Below are 18,563 nucleotides of genomic sequence, written 5' to 3' on the forward strand. Positions count from 1 at the left end.
TGGGAGGGTGAGGGGCTGCCAAGCAGCGCAGCACTGCTGGTCTACCCCTCACCCTTCCCACTGCCTGACGGCAGCGGGCCCCTTCCCTCTCCCCGGAGGGGAGAGGGAGCACCGCGTCACCCCCGCAACGCCCGTGCCCGCGCCTCGGTCAGTTGTTCCAGCATGGTCAGCGGCACCGCACCGGCCTCAAGAATGTCGTGGAACTGCTTCAGGTCGAAACGGTCGCCCAAGATCTCCTGTGCCTTGGCCCGCGCGCGCAGCCAGCTTGCGTGACCGATCTTGTAGCTGCACGCCTGGCCCGGCATCGTGCAGTATCGCTCGATTTCGCGCTGCGAGCGGGGACGGGCGAAGCCGACCGTGTCGACGAAATATTGCGTCCCCTGCTCGCGCGTCCAGCGTTTGGTGTGGATGCCGGTATCCGCGACCAGCCGTGCGGCGCGGAACAGGAAGGATTGCAGGTATCCGGCGCGCTCGATCGGCCCGGCATAGCCGCCCAGCTCGTCCGCCAGCTGCTCGGCATAGAGCGCCCAGCCCTCCAGATAGGCGCCAAAGAAGCTGATCTTGCGCAGCACATGCGTGTCGGCACGTTGCGCGGTGGAGATTTGCAGGTGATGGCCCGGCACGCCTTCGTGATAGGTGAGCGAGGGCAGCGTGTATTTCGGCCAGTCGGCAACCGACTTCAGGTTGATCCAGTAGATGGCCGGGCGCGAACCATCCAGCGGCGCACGGTAGTAATAGCCGTTCGACGCGCCGTCCTGGATCGCGGCGGGCACCGCCTTGATCTCCAGCGGCGCATCGGGCGCATTGGTAAAGGCCTGCGGCAGCTTGGCCTGCATCGCGCGCACGCTGTCGTTCAGCCCGGCGATCAGCGTGGTGCGGCCGGCGGGCGTATCGGGATAAAGCTGTGCCGGCGTCGCATTGAGCGCGGCAAGGCGCGCGCCGACCGACCCCTTGGTCAATCCCTGCTGCTTCAGGATCGCATCCAGTTGGCTCGTCAGGTCGGCGACCTGCTCCAGCCCCATCTGGTGCACTTCGCTGGGCGACAGGGTGGTGGTGGTCGCCGCCGCCAGCGCGGCGGCGTAGATCGCCTCGCCCTGCGGCACCGCCCACAGCCCGGCATCCTTGCGGGCACCCGCCTGCAGCTTGCGGACGAGCGCGATCTGGCGGTCGAGCGCGGGGTAGACCTTGGCCCGGACGATCTCGGCGGCCTCAGCGGCATGGTCGCCCGCGATGTTCGCCTCGGCGGTGCGGCGGCGGATCGAATCGACCAGCGTGTTGGCCGCGGGCTGAGGCTGACGCAGCTTCATCATCTGGCCCAGCGCCAGATCGAGCGAGAAGTCGGGCGCGACAAGGCCGCGCTCCGCCTCCGCCGCCTGCACCGCGGTGTCGTTGTCGAGCGCGGTGCCCATCTGGTCCAGCCGGGCGATATAGGCATCGGCATCGGCGGCATTGGCGACCGTGTGCGTCGAATCGAGAAAGTCGGGCAGATCGAAATACACGCCGCGCTGCTGCGTGATGCGATAGGGCTGGGTGGGCGCGTCGATGTCGAAGCGGGCGGGGCCGACCTGCTGCTGCTCGATCGAGTACAGCACGACGTCGCGGTCGATCCGGCCTTGCGGCGACAGCGTATCGGGCTGGATCGCGCGCAACTCGCGCTCCGCCATCTGCGCGCGCGCCAGGCTGCGCTTGCGGCCGGCAAGCGAATTGTCGTCCAGCTTCGACTTCAGCCCCGCATTGGCGCCCTTGTCGAAGCCGAGCGAGGTGGCAAGCTCGGGCGATTCCTGCAGCGTCGTCGCCAGGATGGTGTCGAACGCCGCCGTCAGCCGGGCGTCGCCGGGTGCGGCCTGCGCCACGGCACGCGGCGCCAGCGCAAACGCGCTTGCGGCCGTGGTGGCGCCGATGAAATTGCGGCGATTCATGCGCTTGTCTCCCTGAACCTGTTATCCGGTGGCTAGCCGGTTCGGGTCTTCATCGTCCAGCTTCGTCGGTCGATTGTTGGGTGGTTCACGCGAAGCCGCGAAGCCGCGAAGAAGAAGGAGTTCACGCGGAGACGCGGAGGGGATTCATCGGCGGCACACGCCCTTTCGGCCGGGAGACAAGCTGCTACCCGTGACAAGAGAATGAGCCTGCGGCTCGGCGACACATCTCCGCGCCTCCGCGTCTCCGCGTGAACAAAAATCTTCGCGGCTTCGCGTGAACAGATCAGACCCGCTCCACCGAGCCCACCACGTCGGTCGCCCGCAACGCCGCCATCAGGCGCATCAGATGGTGCACGTCGTGCACCTCGACATCGATCATGTTGGTGTGGAAGCGTGCGTCGCGGGTGTCGAGGCGCAGGTTGATGATGTTGGCCTTGTGTGCGCCGATGACCGAGGCGAGCACGCCCAGCGCACCGGGCTCGTTCTTCACCATCACCGTGATGCGCGCGGTGGCGCCCTCGGTCTCGTCGCCCCAGGATATGTCGACCCAGGCGGTCTCGTCGTCCGAACGGTCGGCAAGCTCGCTGAGCACCGGACACTGGATCGCATGCACCTCGATCCCGGCATCGGGACGGCGCACGCCGACGATGCGGTCGCCGGGCACCGGGTGGCAGCATTCGGCGAGTTCATAGGCGACGCCCGGCGTCAGCCCCTTGATCGAGATCGCGCTGGATTGCGGCGCCAGTTCGGCGACGTCGGCGCCCGCCGATCCGGGCATCAGCGCCTCCATCACCGCCGCGTCCGAGATGGTGCGGCGCGCGATGGCGACCATCAACTGGCCTTCGTCCGACATCTTCAGCCGCTTCAGCGCCTCGGGAAGCGCATCCGCGCCGATCTGCGCGGGCAGGCGCTCGACAATATCCTCGTACAGCTTGGTGCCCAGCGTCACCTGCTCGGCGCGTTCCGCCTGGCGCAGATGGCGGCGGATCGCGGCCAGCGCCTTGCCGGTGATCGCGACGTTCAGCCAGTTGATCTGCGGCGTCTGTCCGGCGGAGCGCAGGATCTGCACCTGGTCGCCATTGTCGATCACCGTCGACAAGGGCACGACGCGGCCGTTGATCTTGGCGCCCACCGCCTGATCGCCCAGCGTGGTGTGCACGGCATAGGCGAAGTCGACCGGGGTCGCCCCCTTGGGCAACTGGATCAGCTCGCCCTTGGGCGTGAAGGCGAAGATGCGATCCTGATACATCGCCATGCGCGTGTGTTCAAGCAGCTCCTCGGGGCTGTCGGCGGTGTCGAGGATCTCGACCAGATCGCGGATCCAGCTCACCTGCTGGTCGTGGCGGGTCGCCTGCTTGTAGGTCCAGTGCGCGGCCAGCCCGTAATCGGCCTCGGCATGCATTTCGGGAGTGCGGATCTGGATTTCCACGCGTGCGTCGCGGGCATGGATCACGCTGGTGTGCAGCGAGCGATAGCCGTTGCGCTTGGGCGTCGAGATATAGTCCTTGAACCGCCCCGGCACCATCGGCCAGCTGCGATGGATGATGCCGAGCGTGCGGTAGCAATCCTCCTCGGTCGGCACGATCGCGCGGAAGGCCATCACGTCCGACAGTTGCTCGAAACTGATGTGCCGTTCGGACATCTTGCGGAAGATCGAATAGGGATGCTTTTCGCGACCCGTCACCTCCGCCTCCACGCCGGCGCGCGAGAGCAGCAGCTTCAGGTCCAGTGCGATGCCGTTGATCCGGTCGTCGCCACCTTCCTTCATCTGCGCCAGCCGGCGGGAGATCGATTCATACGCCTCGGGTTCGAGCTGCTGGAAGGCGAGCGTCTGCATCTCCTTCATGAACTCGTACATGCCGATCCGCTCGGCGAGGGGGGCGTAGATGTCCATCGTCTCTTTCGCGATGCGCCGGCGCTTCTCGGGCTTCGCGATGTGATGGAGGGTGCGCATATTGTGCAGCCGGTCGGCCAGCTTCACCAGCAGCACGCGGATGTCGTCCGACATGGCGAGCAGGAACTTGCGCAGGTTTTCCGCCGCGCGCTCGTTCTCGGTCTGCGCCTCGATCTTGGACAGCTTGGTCACGCCGTCCACCAGCCGCGCGACATTGGGCCCGAACAGCCGCTCGATCTCCTCGGGCGTGGCGACGGTGTCCTCGATCGTGTCGTGCAGGATCGCGGTGGCGATCGTCACATCGTCCAGATGCAGGTCGGTCAGGATGCCCGCCACCTCGATCGGATGGCTGAAATACGGGTCGCCGGAGGCCCGTTTCTGGCTGCCATGCGCCTGCATGGAAAAGACATAGGCGCGGTTCAACAGCGCCTCGTCGGCCTCTGGATCGTAGTCGAGCACGCGGTCGACGAGTTCATACTGGCGGAGCACACCCCATAGATGGCGTCACCGCGCGCTGCTTTGCAATATATTTGATGCGATCAGGGTAATCGGGGCGACGTGACGGGGCGCTTCAACCGGGCCAGGCGGGCCGCCCGCGATCGGTGCGGTGGTTGAGGAAGCGGATCTGGCGGTTGGGAAAGTCGATCGCCACCCGCCGGAACAGGCGCAGCACGTCCATGCCGAGCAGCAGCGCGGGCTTGTCGCCCAGCCCCAGCCGGTCGAACGCCGCGCTGTCGGCAAAGCCCATCGGCACGCCTGCGAAGCGGATGCCGCCGACCACCAGATCGTCGGCGAGCAGCGACGGCGCGACCAGCGACTGGCCGGTCACCGAGGTGAGCGTGACGGCGGGCAAGGTCCGTTGCCGCCGGGTCATCGCGTTCAGCAGCGCGCCGTTGCCGATGCTGTAGGGGGTGCCGGTGTCGATCACCACCGCGATACGGGTACCGCGCCACGCGGCATCGGTGACGATCAACTGCCCCAGCCGCGACCGGGCGGTGATGACGATCTCGTCCGCCGCCCCCTTTCGCGCGCGGCGCGGGGCGGGGATCAGCGTCATCTGGTCGCGATCGAAATCGATGGTGACCGCATGGTCCTGCAACGCATCGATGCCGAGCAGCCCCTGCGCCCCGATATGCTGCGCGGCCAGCGCGGGCGCGACCACCCCGCGCGGCGGCAGGCTGCTGACCCGAAGCGCAGGGATGATCGCGGTTTCCACCGGCATGATGCCGGTCAGCGCGACGATGCGTGCACCAGGGCCGGCGGTCAGCCCCAGCACCCCCGCCAGTTCGCGCGCGATCACGGTGCGTTCCGCTCCCGTATCGATGACGAAATGCCAGGGGCCGCGCGCGCCAATCATCACCGGCACGGTCATGCGCTGCTCCACCGCGCCCAGTTGCAGCAACGTCTCGTCAGGGATGGGGAGCGGCGGCGGCGTCGATGGCGGGATGACCAGCGGCGCGTGCTGGGCGGGCGCCGAAGTGGCCGCGATCATCAGGAAAAAGGCGGCGATCGCACGCGTCATGCTGCGCAACATGCGCGCAGCATAAGGTTTTTCCAAGTGGCCAGCACCCCCTCTCCCCTTCTGGGGAGCATCAGGTAAACAGCGCCCCGCGCTGTTTAGTCCATGCCGGGGGCATGGACGACCTGATGCTGGAGGGGCCCGCCGCGCCAGCGCTGGGAGGGTGAGGGGCCGCCAAGCAGCGCAACATCCAAGCTTCTCCCGCTCCAAAGGAAGGCTTGAAGCAGGATCACATCACCTTCATCTGTTCGGACCGATACAGTGCCACGCGTAGCGACCTGTCTCTCGATACGCGGCTGCGCCGCTACTCGACCACTATTTGAGACGAACGGAGGGGCGGGTGGATCACCCCAACGTCATCCAACCCAAACTCCCCGCCATCCTAATCCACCCGCATCGCCTCCGCCGCCAGCGCCTCCGCCTCGATCAGCAGAGCATCGTCGCCGACCGTGGTGGACACCTTCTCCCGCCCGATCAGCACCAATACCGGCACCGCGAGCGGGCTGACCCGTTCCAGATCGACGTGCAGCATCGTCCCCGCCGCGCGGTCGAGCAGATGCGCGAGACGGCCGACATCGGTCATCCGCGCGCGGGCATCGTCCCATGCCGCCTGCAGCAGCAGGTGGCTGGGCTCGTATTTGCGCAGCACGTCGTAGATCAGGTCGGTCGAAAACGTCACCTGCCGCCCCGATTTGCGGCGGCCGGGATGCTGGCGCTCGACCAGCCCGCCGATCACCGCCACCTCGCGAAAGGCGCGTTTGAGCAGGTGCGACTGCTGCACCCAGTCGACGAACTCATGTTCCAGAATGTCGGAGGAGAACAGGCTGGCAGGATCGGTGATCCTTTCCAGCCCATAGCACGCCAGCGCATAGTCGTTCGCGACGAAGCCGAGCGGCTTCAGCCCCTGTGCCTCCATTCGCCGGGTGATGAGCATGCCCAGCGACTGGTGCGCATTCCACCCCTCGAAGCTGTAGGCGACCATGTAATGCCGCCCCTCGCGCGGGAAGGTCTCGACCAGCAACTGGCCGGGGGCGGGCATCATCGAGCGGCGGCTCTGGATCGCCAGCCAGTCGCGCACATCCTCCGGAAAGCGGTGCCATTCGTCCGGTGATGCCAGAAAGTCGCGCACCCGTGCGGCAAGGCTGGTCGACAGCGGCATGCGGCTGCCGCCATAGCTGGGGATGCGCGCCGGGCGGCTGGTCGCACGGACGATCAGGTCCTCGGTATCGATCGTCTCCACCTCCAGGCTGAGCCCGGCGAAGAAGAAGGTGTCGCCCGGCGCCAGCGTGGCGGCGAAGCCTTCCTCCACCTTGCCCAGATTGCGGCCGTTGCGGAAGCGCACCTTCAGCATCGTCGCTTCCACGATGATCCCGGCGTTCAACCGGTGCTGCGCGATGAATTGCGGGTGGCTGACCCGCCACAGCCCGTCCGCCTGCTGGGTCAGCCGCTTGAACCGGTCATAGGCGCGTAAGCTGTAGCCGCCATCGCGGATGAACCCCAGCACCCGGTCGAACAGGTCGTCGGTCAATGCGGAATAGGGCAGGGCGGAGCGGATCTCGTCCAGCAATGCGGCCTGATCGAACGGCGCGGCGCAGGCGCAGGCCATCACATGCTGCGCCAGCACGTCGAGCGCACCGGGGCGGAACAGGTCCGGGTCCAGCTCGCCCGCCTCCACCGCATCGAGCGCGGCACGCGCTTCCAGATATTCGAAGCGGTTGCCGGGGACGAGGATCGCCTCGCTCGATTCGTCCAGTCGGTGGTTGGCGCGCCCGATCCGCTGGAGCAGCCGCGACGACCCCTTGGGCGCGCCCATCTGGATTACGCAGTCGACATCGCCCCAGTCGACCCCCAGGTCGAGGCTGGAGGTGGCGACCAGCGCGCGCAGCTTGCCCGCCGCCATCGCCGATTCCACCTTGCGCCGCGCCTCCAGCGCCAGGCTGCCATGATGGACGCCGATCGGCAGGCCCTTGTCGTTCGCCTTCCACAGGTCCTGGAAGATCAGTTCGGCCAGACTGCGCGTGTTGCAGAAGATGATCGCGGTACGGTGGGCCTCGATCTCGCGCATCACCTGTGCCGCGGCATAGCGGCCCGAATGCCCCGCCCAGGGCACCCGGTCCTGCGGCAACAGGATCGAGATGTCGGGCGGTGCGCCCGCCTCGCCCTGGACCAGCGACACCGCATCGATGTTGCCATCGGGCGCCAGCCAGGCGCGGTAGCCGTCGGGGTCCGCCACCGTCGCCGACAGCGCGACCCGCCGCAAACCCGGCGCCAGCCGCTGGAGCCGCGCCAGCGCCAGCGCCAGCAGGTCGCCACGCTTGCCTGTGGCAAAGGCATGGACCTCGTCCACGACGATGGTCTTCAGCCCCGCGAACAGGGTCACGCTGTCCGGGTAACTGAGCAGCAGCGACAGGGATTCGGGCGTGGTCAGCAGGATATGTGGCGGCTTGGTGCGCTGGCGCGCCTTGCGGTCGGACGGGGTGTCGCCGGTGCGCGTCTCCACCCGGATATCCACCCCCATCTCCTCGATGGGGCCCAGCAGGTTGCGCTGGATGTCCACTGCCAGCGCCTTCAACGGCGAGACATAGAGGGTGTGGAGCCCTTGCGCCGGCGCATCGATCAGGTCGACCAGCGTCGGCAGGAAACCGGCCAGCGTCTTGCCCGCGCCCGTCGTCGCGACGAGCAGCGCGTGTCGCCCGGCCTGCGCCTGTGCCAGCATGGCGAACTGATGCGCACGCGGTCGCCAGCCGCGGTTCTCGAACCAGCGCGCCAAGGGCGCGGGAAGCGTCAGTGCCGGGTTCGGTCCGTCGTGCCCTGGTCGTACAGGTCGCGCGTCGCCTGTTCGGTCTGGCGCAGCTTCGCTTTCGACGTGCGGTTCTTCAGCATCGCCCAGCCGATCGCTAGGGCGAGCAGGATCGGACCGAGGATCACCACCGTGCCCCAAAGGCCACCTTCCATCAGGACTCTCCTTCATCGCTGTCATGATCAACGATATAGGGGCGATGTTCGATCCGTGACGGCACCGAAACCGTGGCCCACGCGTAATTCGGTGCATGGCAAAGCTAGGCGATTGGATCGAACCGCACCCCCACGGCATCTATGTGCGGCCTGCGGACGCATGGGTGGACCCCTCCGAACCGGTGCCGCGCGCGCTGGTGACGCATGGCCATGCCGACCATGCGCGCGGCGGCCACCAGACGGTGTGGGCGACGCCGGAAACGCTGGCAATCATGGCCTGTCGCTACGGGCCGCAGAACGGCATGCCGGTCGCCTATGGCGAAGCGATCCGGCTGGGCGAGGTGGAGGTGGGCTATGTGCCCGCCGGTCATGTGCTGGGATCGGCGCAGATCGTGCTCGACTATCGTGGCGAACGGGTGGTGGTGTCGGGCGACTACAAGCGTCGCCTGGATCCCACCTGCGCCCCGTTCGAGCCGGTGTCCTGCGACGTCTTCGTGACCGAGGCGACGTTTGCGCTGCCCGTCTTCCGCCATCCCGATACCGGCGACGAGATCGACAAGCTGATCGCGCGGCTGCACGCGAACCCCGATCGCTGCGTCGTCGTCGGCGCCTATGCGCTCGGCAAGGCACAGCGCGTGATCGCCGAACTGCGCGCCCGCGGCCACCGCCAGCCCATCTACATCCACGGCGCGCTGGCGCGTCTGTGCGACCTCTATGTGCAGCATGGCATTGATCTTGGCGAATTATTGCCGGTCGCCGACACGCCCAAGGCGGCCATGGCCGGACACGTCGTCGTCTGCCCCCCCGGCGCCCTCAACGACCGCTGGTCCAGACGCCTCCCCGACCCCATCACCGCCATGGCCAGCGGCTGGATGCGCATCCGCCAACGCGCCCGGCAAAAGAACATCGAGCTCCCCCTTATCCTGTCCGACCACGCCGACTGGGACGAACTGACCGACACCCTGACCGAGATCGCGCCAAAGGAAGTCTGGGTGACCCATGGTCGGGAGGAGGCGTTGGTTCATTGGTGCATGACCCGCCAGATCAAGGCCCGGGCGCTGGCGCTGGTAGGGTTTGAGGATGAGGATGATTGAGTGAAGGCGTCGCCGGCCTTTTTCTCAATCTGCCGTACCATTCCAATTTGGATTAGCAGCCGTCGTTAGGACTGCATGAGTCAAGATAAAATGCAAAAATAACATGATCTTAATCAAATAATCGTGGCAATATGATCATGCTTATAAAAAGCTAGCACGTGCACGCAGTGTGTCCTGAAAGATACACGACATTCAGTTTGCTATAAGTCGCGCTATCATTTCGTTTAAAATCGTTTTGAAACTTGGCAGCTATGACTGTCCCTTGCTCCCAAAGCAAAATCCAAGTGAGCAAGCGGTGATTTGAAGCAATCACAATAAGTTATCGAAACGGGGATCAGTATGATAGGAAATAAGATCTATCGGCGCCGGGTGTTGGGGCGGGGCGTTGCCATCCGTGCGATCACCTTGGCCGGAGCAGGTATCAGCGTTATCGGTATGGCGGCACCTGTGGCAGCACGCGGCGTTGCTGATCCGGCGATCGCAAATGCCGTAGATCGGGGGGCGTTAACTCATCGGCTGGCATTGAAGGGGGAGCATCGCAACTCGTTCCGCAGCAGTCGCAAGGTGTTTCGGATCAAGAGAATGCGTCTGCCGATCAGGATGACGGCGTCATCACCGTTACGGGATCGCGTATTCGCCGCCGGGAACTCGTGGGGCTTGAACCAGCAACCTCACTGGATCAGGCCTATCTTCAGAACCGGAACCTGACCAACGTCGCCGATGCGCTCAACGAACTGCCGCAATTTAGAGGCAGCGTTACGCCATCGGGTGCGCAGGCGTCTTACGGCAACGGTGTTAACTTCATCAACACGTTCGGCCTTGGATCGAACCGCACGCTGACGCTGATCAATGGTCGCAGATCGGTATCGTCCAATGTTCCTTCGCAATTCGGCCCCGGCGGGCCCGGCGTTCAGGTCGACCTGAACATCATTCCGACCTTGGCGATCGAACGTACGGAAAGCCTGTCTGTGGGTGGTGCACCCGTTTACGGATCGGACGCCATTTCTGGCGTGCTGAACGTCATCATGCGGCGACGTTTCGATGGTGCGCGCTTCTCGGCCACGTCAGGCATTTCCGAACAAGGTGACGCCTTCAACTACAACTTCTCCGGCCTTGTTGGCAGCGACTTCGCCGAAGGTCGCGGCAATGTCATGGTGGCGGCCTCCTTTGATCGCCTCAACGGCCTGCGCGGTATCGATCGTGCATTTATCCGACAGAATCTTGGATCCCTCAACAATTGCTCGGGAACGGCCGCGCCAGGCAATGACGGTCGCGTCAATCCCAACATCCCCTGCAACAACGGCGCAACCGACGGCGTTCCCGGGCGCATCCTGTTCCGCAATCTTACATCGCCGTTCCTGTCGTCAGGGGGCGTCATCATCAATGGCGATACCGGGGGGCGCACCGGTCTCCAATTCGACGCCGCCGGGCGGATTGTTCCCGTGACGTCAGGTACGCGGCTGACCGGATTCTTCCAATCAGGCGGTAATACTTACCAGACCTCCGACCAGACGCAGATCACTAGCAATCTACAACGGTTCTCGACCTACGCGACGGCATCTTACAAGCTGGCCGATGCTGCGGAAGTGTTTACCGAAGTCCTGTATTACAAGGGACGGGCAGAACAACTCGGGAACTCGCCGACGTTCAATACGTTCGTCTTCGATCCAGACACGAGCGGTGGACTGACATTCGATACGGCAACGGTGCCGTTCCTCAACGCAGCGGATCGCACTCTTTTGCTGAGTCGGGGTATCACATCTCTTAATCTCTCGCGATCCAACGAAGATCTCTTTGATCAGAGCGCTATATCCGAAACTGAGTTGAAGCGTGGCGTTATCGGGCTGCGTGGCGATTTCAAGGCCATTGGCCGTCAACTCAACTATGAAGCGAGCTTCAACTACGGCACCAATCAAATCCAGAATTTCGCTCGTCAGATCAATCAACAACGGTTCATCAACGCGGTCAGCGTCGCACAAGGGGCCTCCGGTCCTGTTTGTTCGATAACGCCGACCGTGCCGGTGGCGCCCGATCAACCGGTGCAGCCGATTGCAGATGCGCGTTGCGTACCGTTGAATCTGTTCGGCGTTCGTCAAGCTTCCGCCGCGGCACTGGCCTATATCAGTGAGAATACCGTCGATACGGCACGACTGGATCAATGGGTATTCAATGCGAATATCGGTGGCGACCTGATTGACCTGTGGGCAGGATCGATCGGATTCAATCTCGGTTACGAGCACCGCAATGAAAAGGCCGCCTTTACCCCGGACAGCTTTACGCAATTCGGCGGTGGTCGTGGATCGGCCGTCGCACCGACTGCCGGTCAGTTTAACGTCGACGAAGTGTTCGGCGAAATACTGGTTCCTCTCATATCGCGGGACAACAATATACCGGTCATCACGTCGGCGGAGGTTTTCGGGCGCGGACGGTATGTCAACAACACGGTCAATGGTGGATTTACCTCCTGGGCGGCAGGGGGGCGTATCGGGTTATTCGATACGCTACAGTTCCGCGGCAATTTCACCCGCTCGTTCCGCGCGCCGGCGATCACCGAACTGTTCCTTCCACAAAGTCCTACACAGGTCCGCCCGTTGGACCTGTGTACGGCGGCAAATCGCAACGCCGGTCCCGTGCCGGCCGTGCGCGCCGCGAATTGTCAGGCGTTCCTTCAGGCGACCGGAAATGATCCGGCAAGCTACGTTCTGTTGGCGTCGCAAGCTTCGGTTGCCGGACTGAATGGCGGCAATCCTCAACTGGCGAACGAACAAGCCGACAGCTATACGTTCGGGACGATCTTCCAGCCGTCTTTCGTCCGCGGGCTGACGATTACGGCGGATTACGTGAACATCAAGATCAAGGGGCCGATCGAGAGTCTCGATACCGACCAACTGAGCCAAGGTTGTTTCGACAATGTGAACTTTGATAAGTCTAACCCGCGTAGCGGCAACGAGTTCTGCCGGCAGTTGGGCTTCGCTGCCAATGGCCAGATTCCAAATTCTCCGACCAATCCCGCGGTGCGGTCCGGCTACGTTAACGGCCAACAGGTCAGGTTCGAGGGCATCACCGGCGTTTTGGATTATCAGACCCGGCTCGACGGGTTGAACATTCCAGGGACGCTGAATCTTGGCGCTGATGTCCTTTATGTGATGCGTCGTGTGAACGACATCACCGGCGTTGCTCCTCGGCGATCGGATGGCCTCATCAGCAACAGTGATCCGCGCATCTCGGGGCAGGCGCGTGCGTCGTACGCGAACGACAGTTGGGGAATTGCTGCCTTTGCTAATATCGTGGGACGGCAGATTGTATCGCTACAGAATAGAGGGCCAAGCCCTAATGATACCCGGGAGTTTGACCATTTCGATCCCTATGCAACGATTAATATGAATGTGTTCTTCCTGACTTCTGACGACTCGAGGTTCAATATATCCGTAACGAACCTCTTCAATCGCCAGGGTCAGGAATATTATGGGGTCCTGATCCCGCTGTCGACCAATGACCAGATCGGACGTCGCTTCTCGGTAAGCTTCGTAAAGAACTTCTGATAGACATGATGGGGCGGGTGGAAATTTCCTGCCCGCCCCATATTTATCTGCTCAGCGCGTCCGACGATATCACCCCACCCTCAACACCAATCGGCCATCCCCCTCATCGACGTGCACCGTGGCGCCGTCCTTCACCTCGCCACGCAGGATCGCCTCGGCCAGCGGGTCCTGCAGATAGCGTTGCACCGCGCGCTTCAGCGGCCGGGCGCCATAGACGGGATCGTAGCCGACACGGCCCAGCCAGGCACGCGCGGCGTCGGTCAGGTCGAGCGTTACCTTGCGATCCGCCAGCAGCTTGCCGACGCGGCCGATCTGAATGTCGACGATCGGGCCCATATGCGCCTGACCCAGCCGGTGGAACAGGATCACCTCGTCCAGCCGGTTGAGGAATTCCGGGCGGAAATGCGCACGGACGATCTCCATCACCTGCGGCTCGACGGTTTCCACGTCCTGGCCTTCTTCCAGGTTCGCCAGATATTGGCTGCCCAAGTTGCTGGTCAGGATGATGAGCGTGTTCGAGAAGTCGACGGTGCGGCCCTGACCGTCGGTCAGGCGGCCATCGTCCAACACCTGAAGCAGCACGTTGAACACATCGCCATGCGCCTTCTCCACTTCGTCGAACAGCACCACCTGATACGGCCGGCGCCGCACGGCCTCGGTCAGCACGCCGCCCTCCTCATAACCGACATAGCCGGGAGGGGCGCCGATCAGCCGGGCGACGGCGTGCTTCTCCATGAACTCGCTCATGTCGATGCGCACCATGGCGCTGGCGTCGTCGAACAGGAACTCGGCGAGCGCCTTGGTCAGCTCGGTCTTGCCCACGCCCGTCGGCCCCAGGAACAGGAAGCTGCCGAGCGGCCGGTTGGGGTCCTGTAGCCCGGCCCGCGCACGCCGCACCGCGGTGGAGACTGCGCGCACCGCATCGGCCTGACCGATGACGCGCTGGCCGAGCACCGCCTCCATCTTCAGCAGCTTCTCGCGCTCGCCCTCCAGCATCCGGTCGACCGGCACGCCCGTCCAGCGGCTGACCACGCCGGCGATATCGTCCGCGGTCACCTCCTCGCGCAGCATCGCGCCCTTGGTGGTCGCCGCCGCCTCCGCCAGCTGCTTTTCCAGCGTCGGGATGCGGCTATAGGACAGCTCACCCGCGCGTGCGAGATCCCCCTGCCGCTGCGCCTGCTCCAGCTCCAGCCGCGCGGCGTCGAGCTGTTCCTTCAGCTTGGCCTCACCCGCAATCTTGTCCTTCTCCGCCTGCCAGCGCGTGGTCAGTTCGGCGGATTGCTGTTCCAGATTGGCGAGTTCGCCTTCCAGCGTTTCCAACCGGTCGACCGAGGCAGCATCCGTTTCGCGGCGCAACCCTTCGCGCTCGATCTTCAGGCGCAGGATCCGGCGGTCGAGCGTTTCGATCTCCTCGGGCTTCGACTCCACCTCCATGCGGATGCGGCTGGCGGCTTCGTCCATCAGGTCGATCGCCTTGTCGGGCAGGAAGCGGTCGGTGATGTAGCGGTTCGAAAGCGTCGCGGCCGACACCAGCGCACCGTCGGTGATGCGCACGCCGTGATGAAGCTCGTACTTCTCCTTCAGCCCGCGCAGGATGCTGATCGTATCCTCCACCGTCGGCTCACCGACGAAGACCGGCTGGAACCGCCGTTGGAGCGCCGGGTCCTTTTCGACATATTTGCGGTACTCATCGAGCGTGGTCGCGCCGACGCAGTGCAATTCGCCGCGAGCAAGCGCGGGCTTCAACAGGTTGCCCGCATCCATCGCGCCTTCGGATTTGCCCGCGCCGATCAGCGTGTGCATCTCATCGATGAACAGGATGATGTCGCCCTCGGCGGCTTTCACCTCGTCCAGCACGCCCTTCAGCCGCTCTTCGAACTCGCCGCGATATTTCGCGCCTGCGATCAACGCGCCCATGTCGAGTGCCATCAGGCGGCGGTCCTTCAGCGTATCGGGCACGTCGCCATTGGCGATGCGCAGCGCCAGCCCCTCGGCTATCGCGGTCTTGCCGACGCCGGGTTCGCCGATCAGGGCCGGGTTGTTCTTGGTGCGGCGAGCCAGGATCTGGATGGTGCGGCGAATCTCCTCGTCGCGGCCGATCACCGGGTCGAGCTTGCCGTCGCGGGCGGCCTCGGTCAGATCACGCGCGAACTTTTTCAGCGCGTCATAGCGGTCCTCGGCGCCTGCGGTGTCGGCCGTACGCCCCTGGCGCAGTGTGTTGATCGCGCCGTTCAGCGCCTCCGCGCGAACACCACCGCTCGCCAGCGCCTTGCCGGCCGGGGTCGTCCCCGCCAGGGTGAGGGCGAGCAGAAGCCGCTCCACCGTGACGAAGCTGTCACCCGCCTTTTGCGCCACCTGTTCAGCCTGATCGAGCACGCGGACCAGATCATTGTCAAGGCCAGGCGATCCCTGTGCGCCCGAACCGCTGACAGCGGGAATTTTTGCGAGGGCGGCATCCGTTTCGGCCGCGAGGCGGCGCGCATCGCCACCGGCGGCCTGGATCAAGCCGCTGGCCATGCCCTGATCGTCTTCGATCAGCGCCTTTAGCAGATGTTCGCTGCCGATCCGCTGATGGCCCATGCGAATGGCGACGGTTTGGGCGGCTTGCAGAAAGCCCTTGGCCCGGTCGGTAAATTTTTCGAGGTTCATCTGGAGTCCCTGTATCTATTGGGTGTCAGATGGTGTTGCTGATGTGCAACACAAGGGTAGTTTTCAGTGTTGAAATTTGTCTTCGCATCCCGTTGCACCCCCAAACAGGCCGATATAGTCTCACAGGACACCAGATCGGGGGAAGTTCATGCACGTCAAGGTTCTTGCGCTTAGCGGCGCCGCTCTCATCGCCCTTGGCGCGCCTCTTGCCGCACAGACGGCAAAGCCGGTCCCTACCGCCACGCTCGTCAACCAGGTCAATATTCCTTATCAGCAATTCACGCTGCCTAACGGGCTGCGCGTGATCGTTCACACCGATCGCAAGGCCCCGATCGTCGCGGTCAGCGTCTGGTACGATGTCGGCGCCAAGCATGAGCCCAAGGGTTCGACGGGCTTTGCGCATCTGTTCGAGCATCTGATGTTCAACGGCAGCGAGAACGCGCCGGGCGACTTCTTCGAACCGTTGAAGCAGGTGGGAGCCACCGACTTCAACGGTACGACCAATCTGGATCGCACCAATTATTTCGAAACGGTGCCGACGGCCGGGCTGGAGCGCGCGCTGTTCCTGGAATCGGACCGCATGGGCTATCTTCTAGGCGCGATCACGCAAGCCAAGCTCGACGAACAGCGCGGCGTCGTCCAGAACGAGAAGCGGCAGGGTGATAACCAGCCTTACGGCCTGACGCGTTACAAGGTGACGGAAGGGTTGTTCCCCGCCGACCACCCCTATGGCCATGACACGATCGGATCGATGGCCGATCTGGACGCCGCCAGCCTGGACACGGTGAAGAACTGGTTCCGGAACCACTATGGCCCCAACAACGCCGTGCTGGTGCTTGCCGGTGATATCGATGTTGCCACGGCCAAGCCGCTGGTGGAGAAGTATTTCGGTGCGATCAAGGCGGGGCCGGAAACGGTGACCCGGCCTGCGCCTGTGCCGACGCTGCCCGCTCCCAAGGCGGAGACGATCAAGGACCGCGTCGCTGCTGTGATGGTCAGCCGGTATTGGGCAATTCCCGGTGGTGACCATCCGGATGCCGCCGCACTGGACGTTGCAGGCGCAGTGCTTGGTGGACTGGCGTCGAGCCGGCTCGACAATGCGCTGGTCAAGAAGGAGAAGCTGGCGGTCAACGTCTCCGCTTATGCCAGCACCGGCGCGCAGGTCGGAACTTTCGGCATCCGCGCCATCGTGCGACCGGGGGTGGACCCTGCACTGGTCGGCCGGCGGATCGATGCCATCCTGGCCGATTTCCTGAAGAACGGGCCGACGGCCGACGAGGTGAACCGCGTCGTGACGACGCAGGCGGCAGGCACGATCCGTGGGCTGGAGTCGGTCGGTGGCTTCGGCGGCAAGGCCGTGGCGCTGGCGCAGGGTGCATTGTTCTACGGCGATCCTGGCTTCTACAAAAAGGAACTGGCGGCGCTGGCTGCACAGACGCCCGCCAGTGTGAAGGCCGCAGCCAACCGGTGGCTGACCCGGCCGGTCTATGCGTTGACGGTCGAGCAGGGTCCGCGCGGTGCATATGAGGAGGCCAAGGTGCCGCCGCGCGCCGATGTGGCCCCCGCGGCTGAAACGCCGGTTCAGGGTACGCGTGGTCCCATTCCGGCACTGGGCAAGGTCAAGGGGCTGAGCTTCCCTGCCGTTCAGCGCACGACGCTGAGGAACGGCATCGAACTGGTCTATGCGCAGCGCAGCGCCGTGCCGGTGACGCAGGTTGCCTTGTCGTTCGATGCGGGCACCGCCGCGGACGTCGCCGACAAGCTCGGCACGCAAGGATTGACACTGGCGATGCTGGACGAGGGCGCGGCGGGGCTCGACTCGATCCAGATCGCCGAGGCGAAGGAGCGGCTGGGTGCCTCGATCGGCAGCGGGAGCAGTGCCGATCGCACGACGATGAACCTGCAGGTGCCCAGCGCCAACCTGGCCCCCGCACTCGACCTGTTCGCCAAGATCGCGCGCGAGCCGACCTTCTCGGAAACCGAGCTGGCGCGCGTCAAGCAGCAGGCGCTGGCGGGAATCGCGCAGGAGCTGACCAACCCGAGCGGCCTGGTCGGTCGCGTGGTGCCACCGCTGGTCTATGGCCCGGCCTATCCTTATGCCAAGGCGCAGGGTGGTGGCGACCCGAAGGCAGTTGCCGCGCTGACGCGTGCCGATCTGCTGGCGTTCCAGCAGGCCTGGCTCCGTCCCGACAAGGCCAAGCTGTTCGTGGTCAGCGATCGTCCGCTAGCCGAGGTGAAGGCGGCGCTGGATACGGAATTCGGTGACTGGCGTGGCACCGGCCAGGCCGGCACCAAGGATTTCTCGGTCGGAATGTCCCCGGCACAGCCCAAGATCCTCTTGGTCGATCGCCCCGACAGTCCGCAATCGATGATCGTCGGTGCGATCCCCACCGGCCTGAAGGGGACCGAGGACCTGTTGCCGGTCAACACGGCGAACGACGCACTGGGCGGCGGCTTCCTGAGCCGGATCAACATGGATCTGCGGGAAACCAGGCACTGGTCCTATGGCGCGCGGGGCGGCTTCCAGACCGCGGCAGAGGCGGCGCCTTATCTCATCAGTGCGCCGGTGCAGGCGGACAAGACGGGGCCGGCGCTGGCGTCGGCGCGCGAGGACGTGGTGGCGTTCCTCGGGAAGGAGCCGATGACGCAGGAGGAGTTCGACCGCGCAATCAATGGCGGAATCAATTCCTTGCCGGGCGATTACGAAACGTCCGACGCGGTGCTGGGCGCGATGCAGTATAACGACCTGTTGAAGCGGCCGGACGATTACCAGACGACGCTGGCGGCGCGGTACCGTGGCATGACGCGTGACCAGTTGAACGGCGCGATCCGGTCCGCGCTGGACCCCAAGCGCACGATCTGGGTTGTGGTGGGAGACGCAAAGCAGGTCCGTCCGCAGCTTGACGGGCTTGGCCTTGCGGTCGAGACCGTGTCTGCCGCATCGGTGGCAGGCGCGGCCGCCGCGGCACCCGCCGCTGCGGCCAAGTAAGG

The 18,563-nt window shown here is 64.6% G+C and carries 9 protein-coding genes; 3 read left to right on the plus strand and 6 right to left on the minus strand.

Annotation, left to right across the window (positions count from 1 at the left end):
- Positions 1-116: 116 nt before the first annotated feature.
- The 5 genes from NPJ82_RS01370 to NPJ82_RS01390 form a co-directional block, all read right to left on the minus strand.
- Positions 117-1,919, minus strand: coding sequence for a DUF885 family protein (locus tag NPJ82_RS01370; RefSeq protein WP_342658095.1), 1,803 nt, complete (start codon positions 1,917-1,919; stop codon positions 117-119).
- A 283-nt stretch (positions 1,920-2,202) separates the two neighbouring features.
- Positions 2,203-4,302, minus strand: coding sequence for a bifunctional (p)ppGpp synthetase/guanosine-3',5'-bis(diphosphate) 3'-pyrophosphohydrolase (locus NPJ82_RS01375; RefSeq protein WP_112383853.1), 2,100 nt, complete (start codon positions 4,300-4,302; stop codon positions 2,203-2,205).
- Positions 4,303-4,384: 82 nt separating this feature from the next.
- Positions 4,385-5,335 carry a retropepsin-like aspartic protease gene (locus NPJ82_RS01380; protein WP_342658096.1) on the minus strand — a complete coding sequence of 317 codons (951 nt, stop codon included), beginning with the start codon at positions 5,333-5,335 and terminating at the stop codon, positions 4,385-4,387.
- 379 nt (positions 5,336-5,714) lie between these two features.
- The gene (locus NPJ82_RS01385; RefSeq protein ID WP_342659055.1) at positions 5,715-8,048 is read right to left on the minus strand and encodes a ligase-associated DNA damage response DEXH box helicase; all 2,334 of its coding nucleotides are present in this window, start codon (positions 8,046-8,048) and stop codon (positions 5,715-5,717) included.
- Between the two features lie 68 nt (positions 8,049-8,116).
- Entirely contained in the window at positions 8,117-8,287 is a 171-nt protein-coding gene (locus NPJ82_RS01390; RefSeq protein WP_162527077.1) for a hypothetical protein, read from the minus strand.
- Positions 8,288-8,382: 95 nt separating this feature from the next.
- Here NPJ82_RS01390 and NPJ82_RS01395 point away from each other — a divergent pair, with 95 nt between their 5' ends.
- Both NPJ82_RS01395 and NPJ82_RS01400 read left to right on the plus strand, forming a co-directional pair.
- Positions 8,383-9,381 (plus strand): ligase-associated DNA damage response exonuclease, encoded by a 999-nt coding sequence (locus tag NPJ82_RS01395; RefSeq protein ID WP_342658097.1) that lies wholly within the window; start codon positions 8,383-8,385, stop codon positions 9,379-9,381.
- A 650-nt stretch (positions 9,382-10,031) separates the two neighbouring features.
- Positions 10,032-12,923, plus strand: coding sequence for a TonB-dependent receptor (locus tag NPJ82_RS01400; RefSeq protein WP_342658098.1), 2,892 nt, complete (start codon positions 10,032-10,034; stop codon positions 12,921-12,923).
- Between the two features lie 69 nt (positions 12,924-12,992).
- Here NPJ82_RS01400 and clpB read toward each other — a convergent pair whose 3' ends face one another.
- The gene (gene clpB, locus NPJ82_RS01405; protein ID WP_342658099.1) at positions 12,993-15,572 is read right to left on the minus strand and encodes an ATP-dependent chaperone ClpB; all 2,580 of its coding nucleotides are present in this window, start codon (positions 15,570-15,572) and stop codon (positions 12,993-12,995) included.
- A 148-nt stretch (positions 15,573-15,720) separates the two neighbouring features.
- On the opposite strand from clpB, the gene NPJ82_RS01410 reads away from it, so the two are divergent.
- Positions 15,721-18,561, plus strand: coding sequence for a pitrilysin family protein (locus NPJ82_RS01410; protein ID WP_342658100.1), 2,841 nt, complete (start codon positions 15,721-15,723; stop codon positions 18,559-18,561).
- The last annotated feature ends 2 nt before the right edge of the window (positions 18,562-18,563 follow it).

The sequence above is a fragment of the Sphingomonas sp. NY01 genome, from assembly GCF_038809135.1.
GTDB classification, from domain to species: domain Bacteria; phylum Pseudomonadota; class Alphaproteobacteria; order Sphingomonadales; family Sphingomonadaceae; genus Sphingomonas; species Sphingomonas carotinifaciens.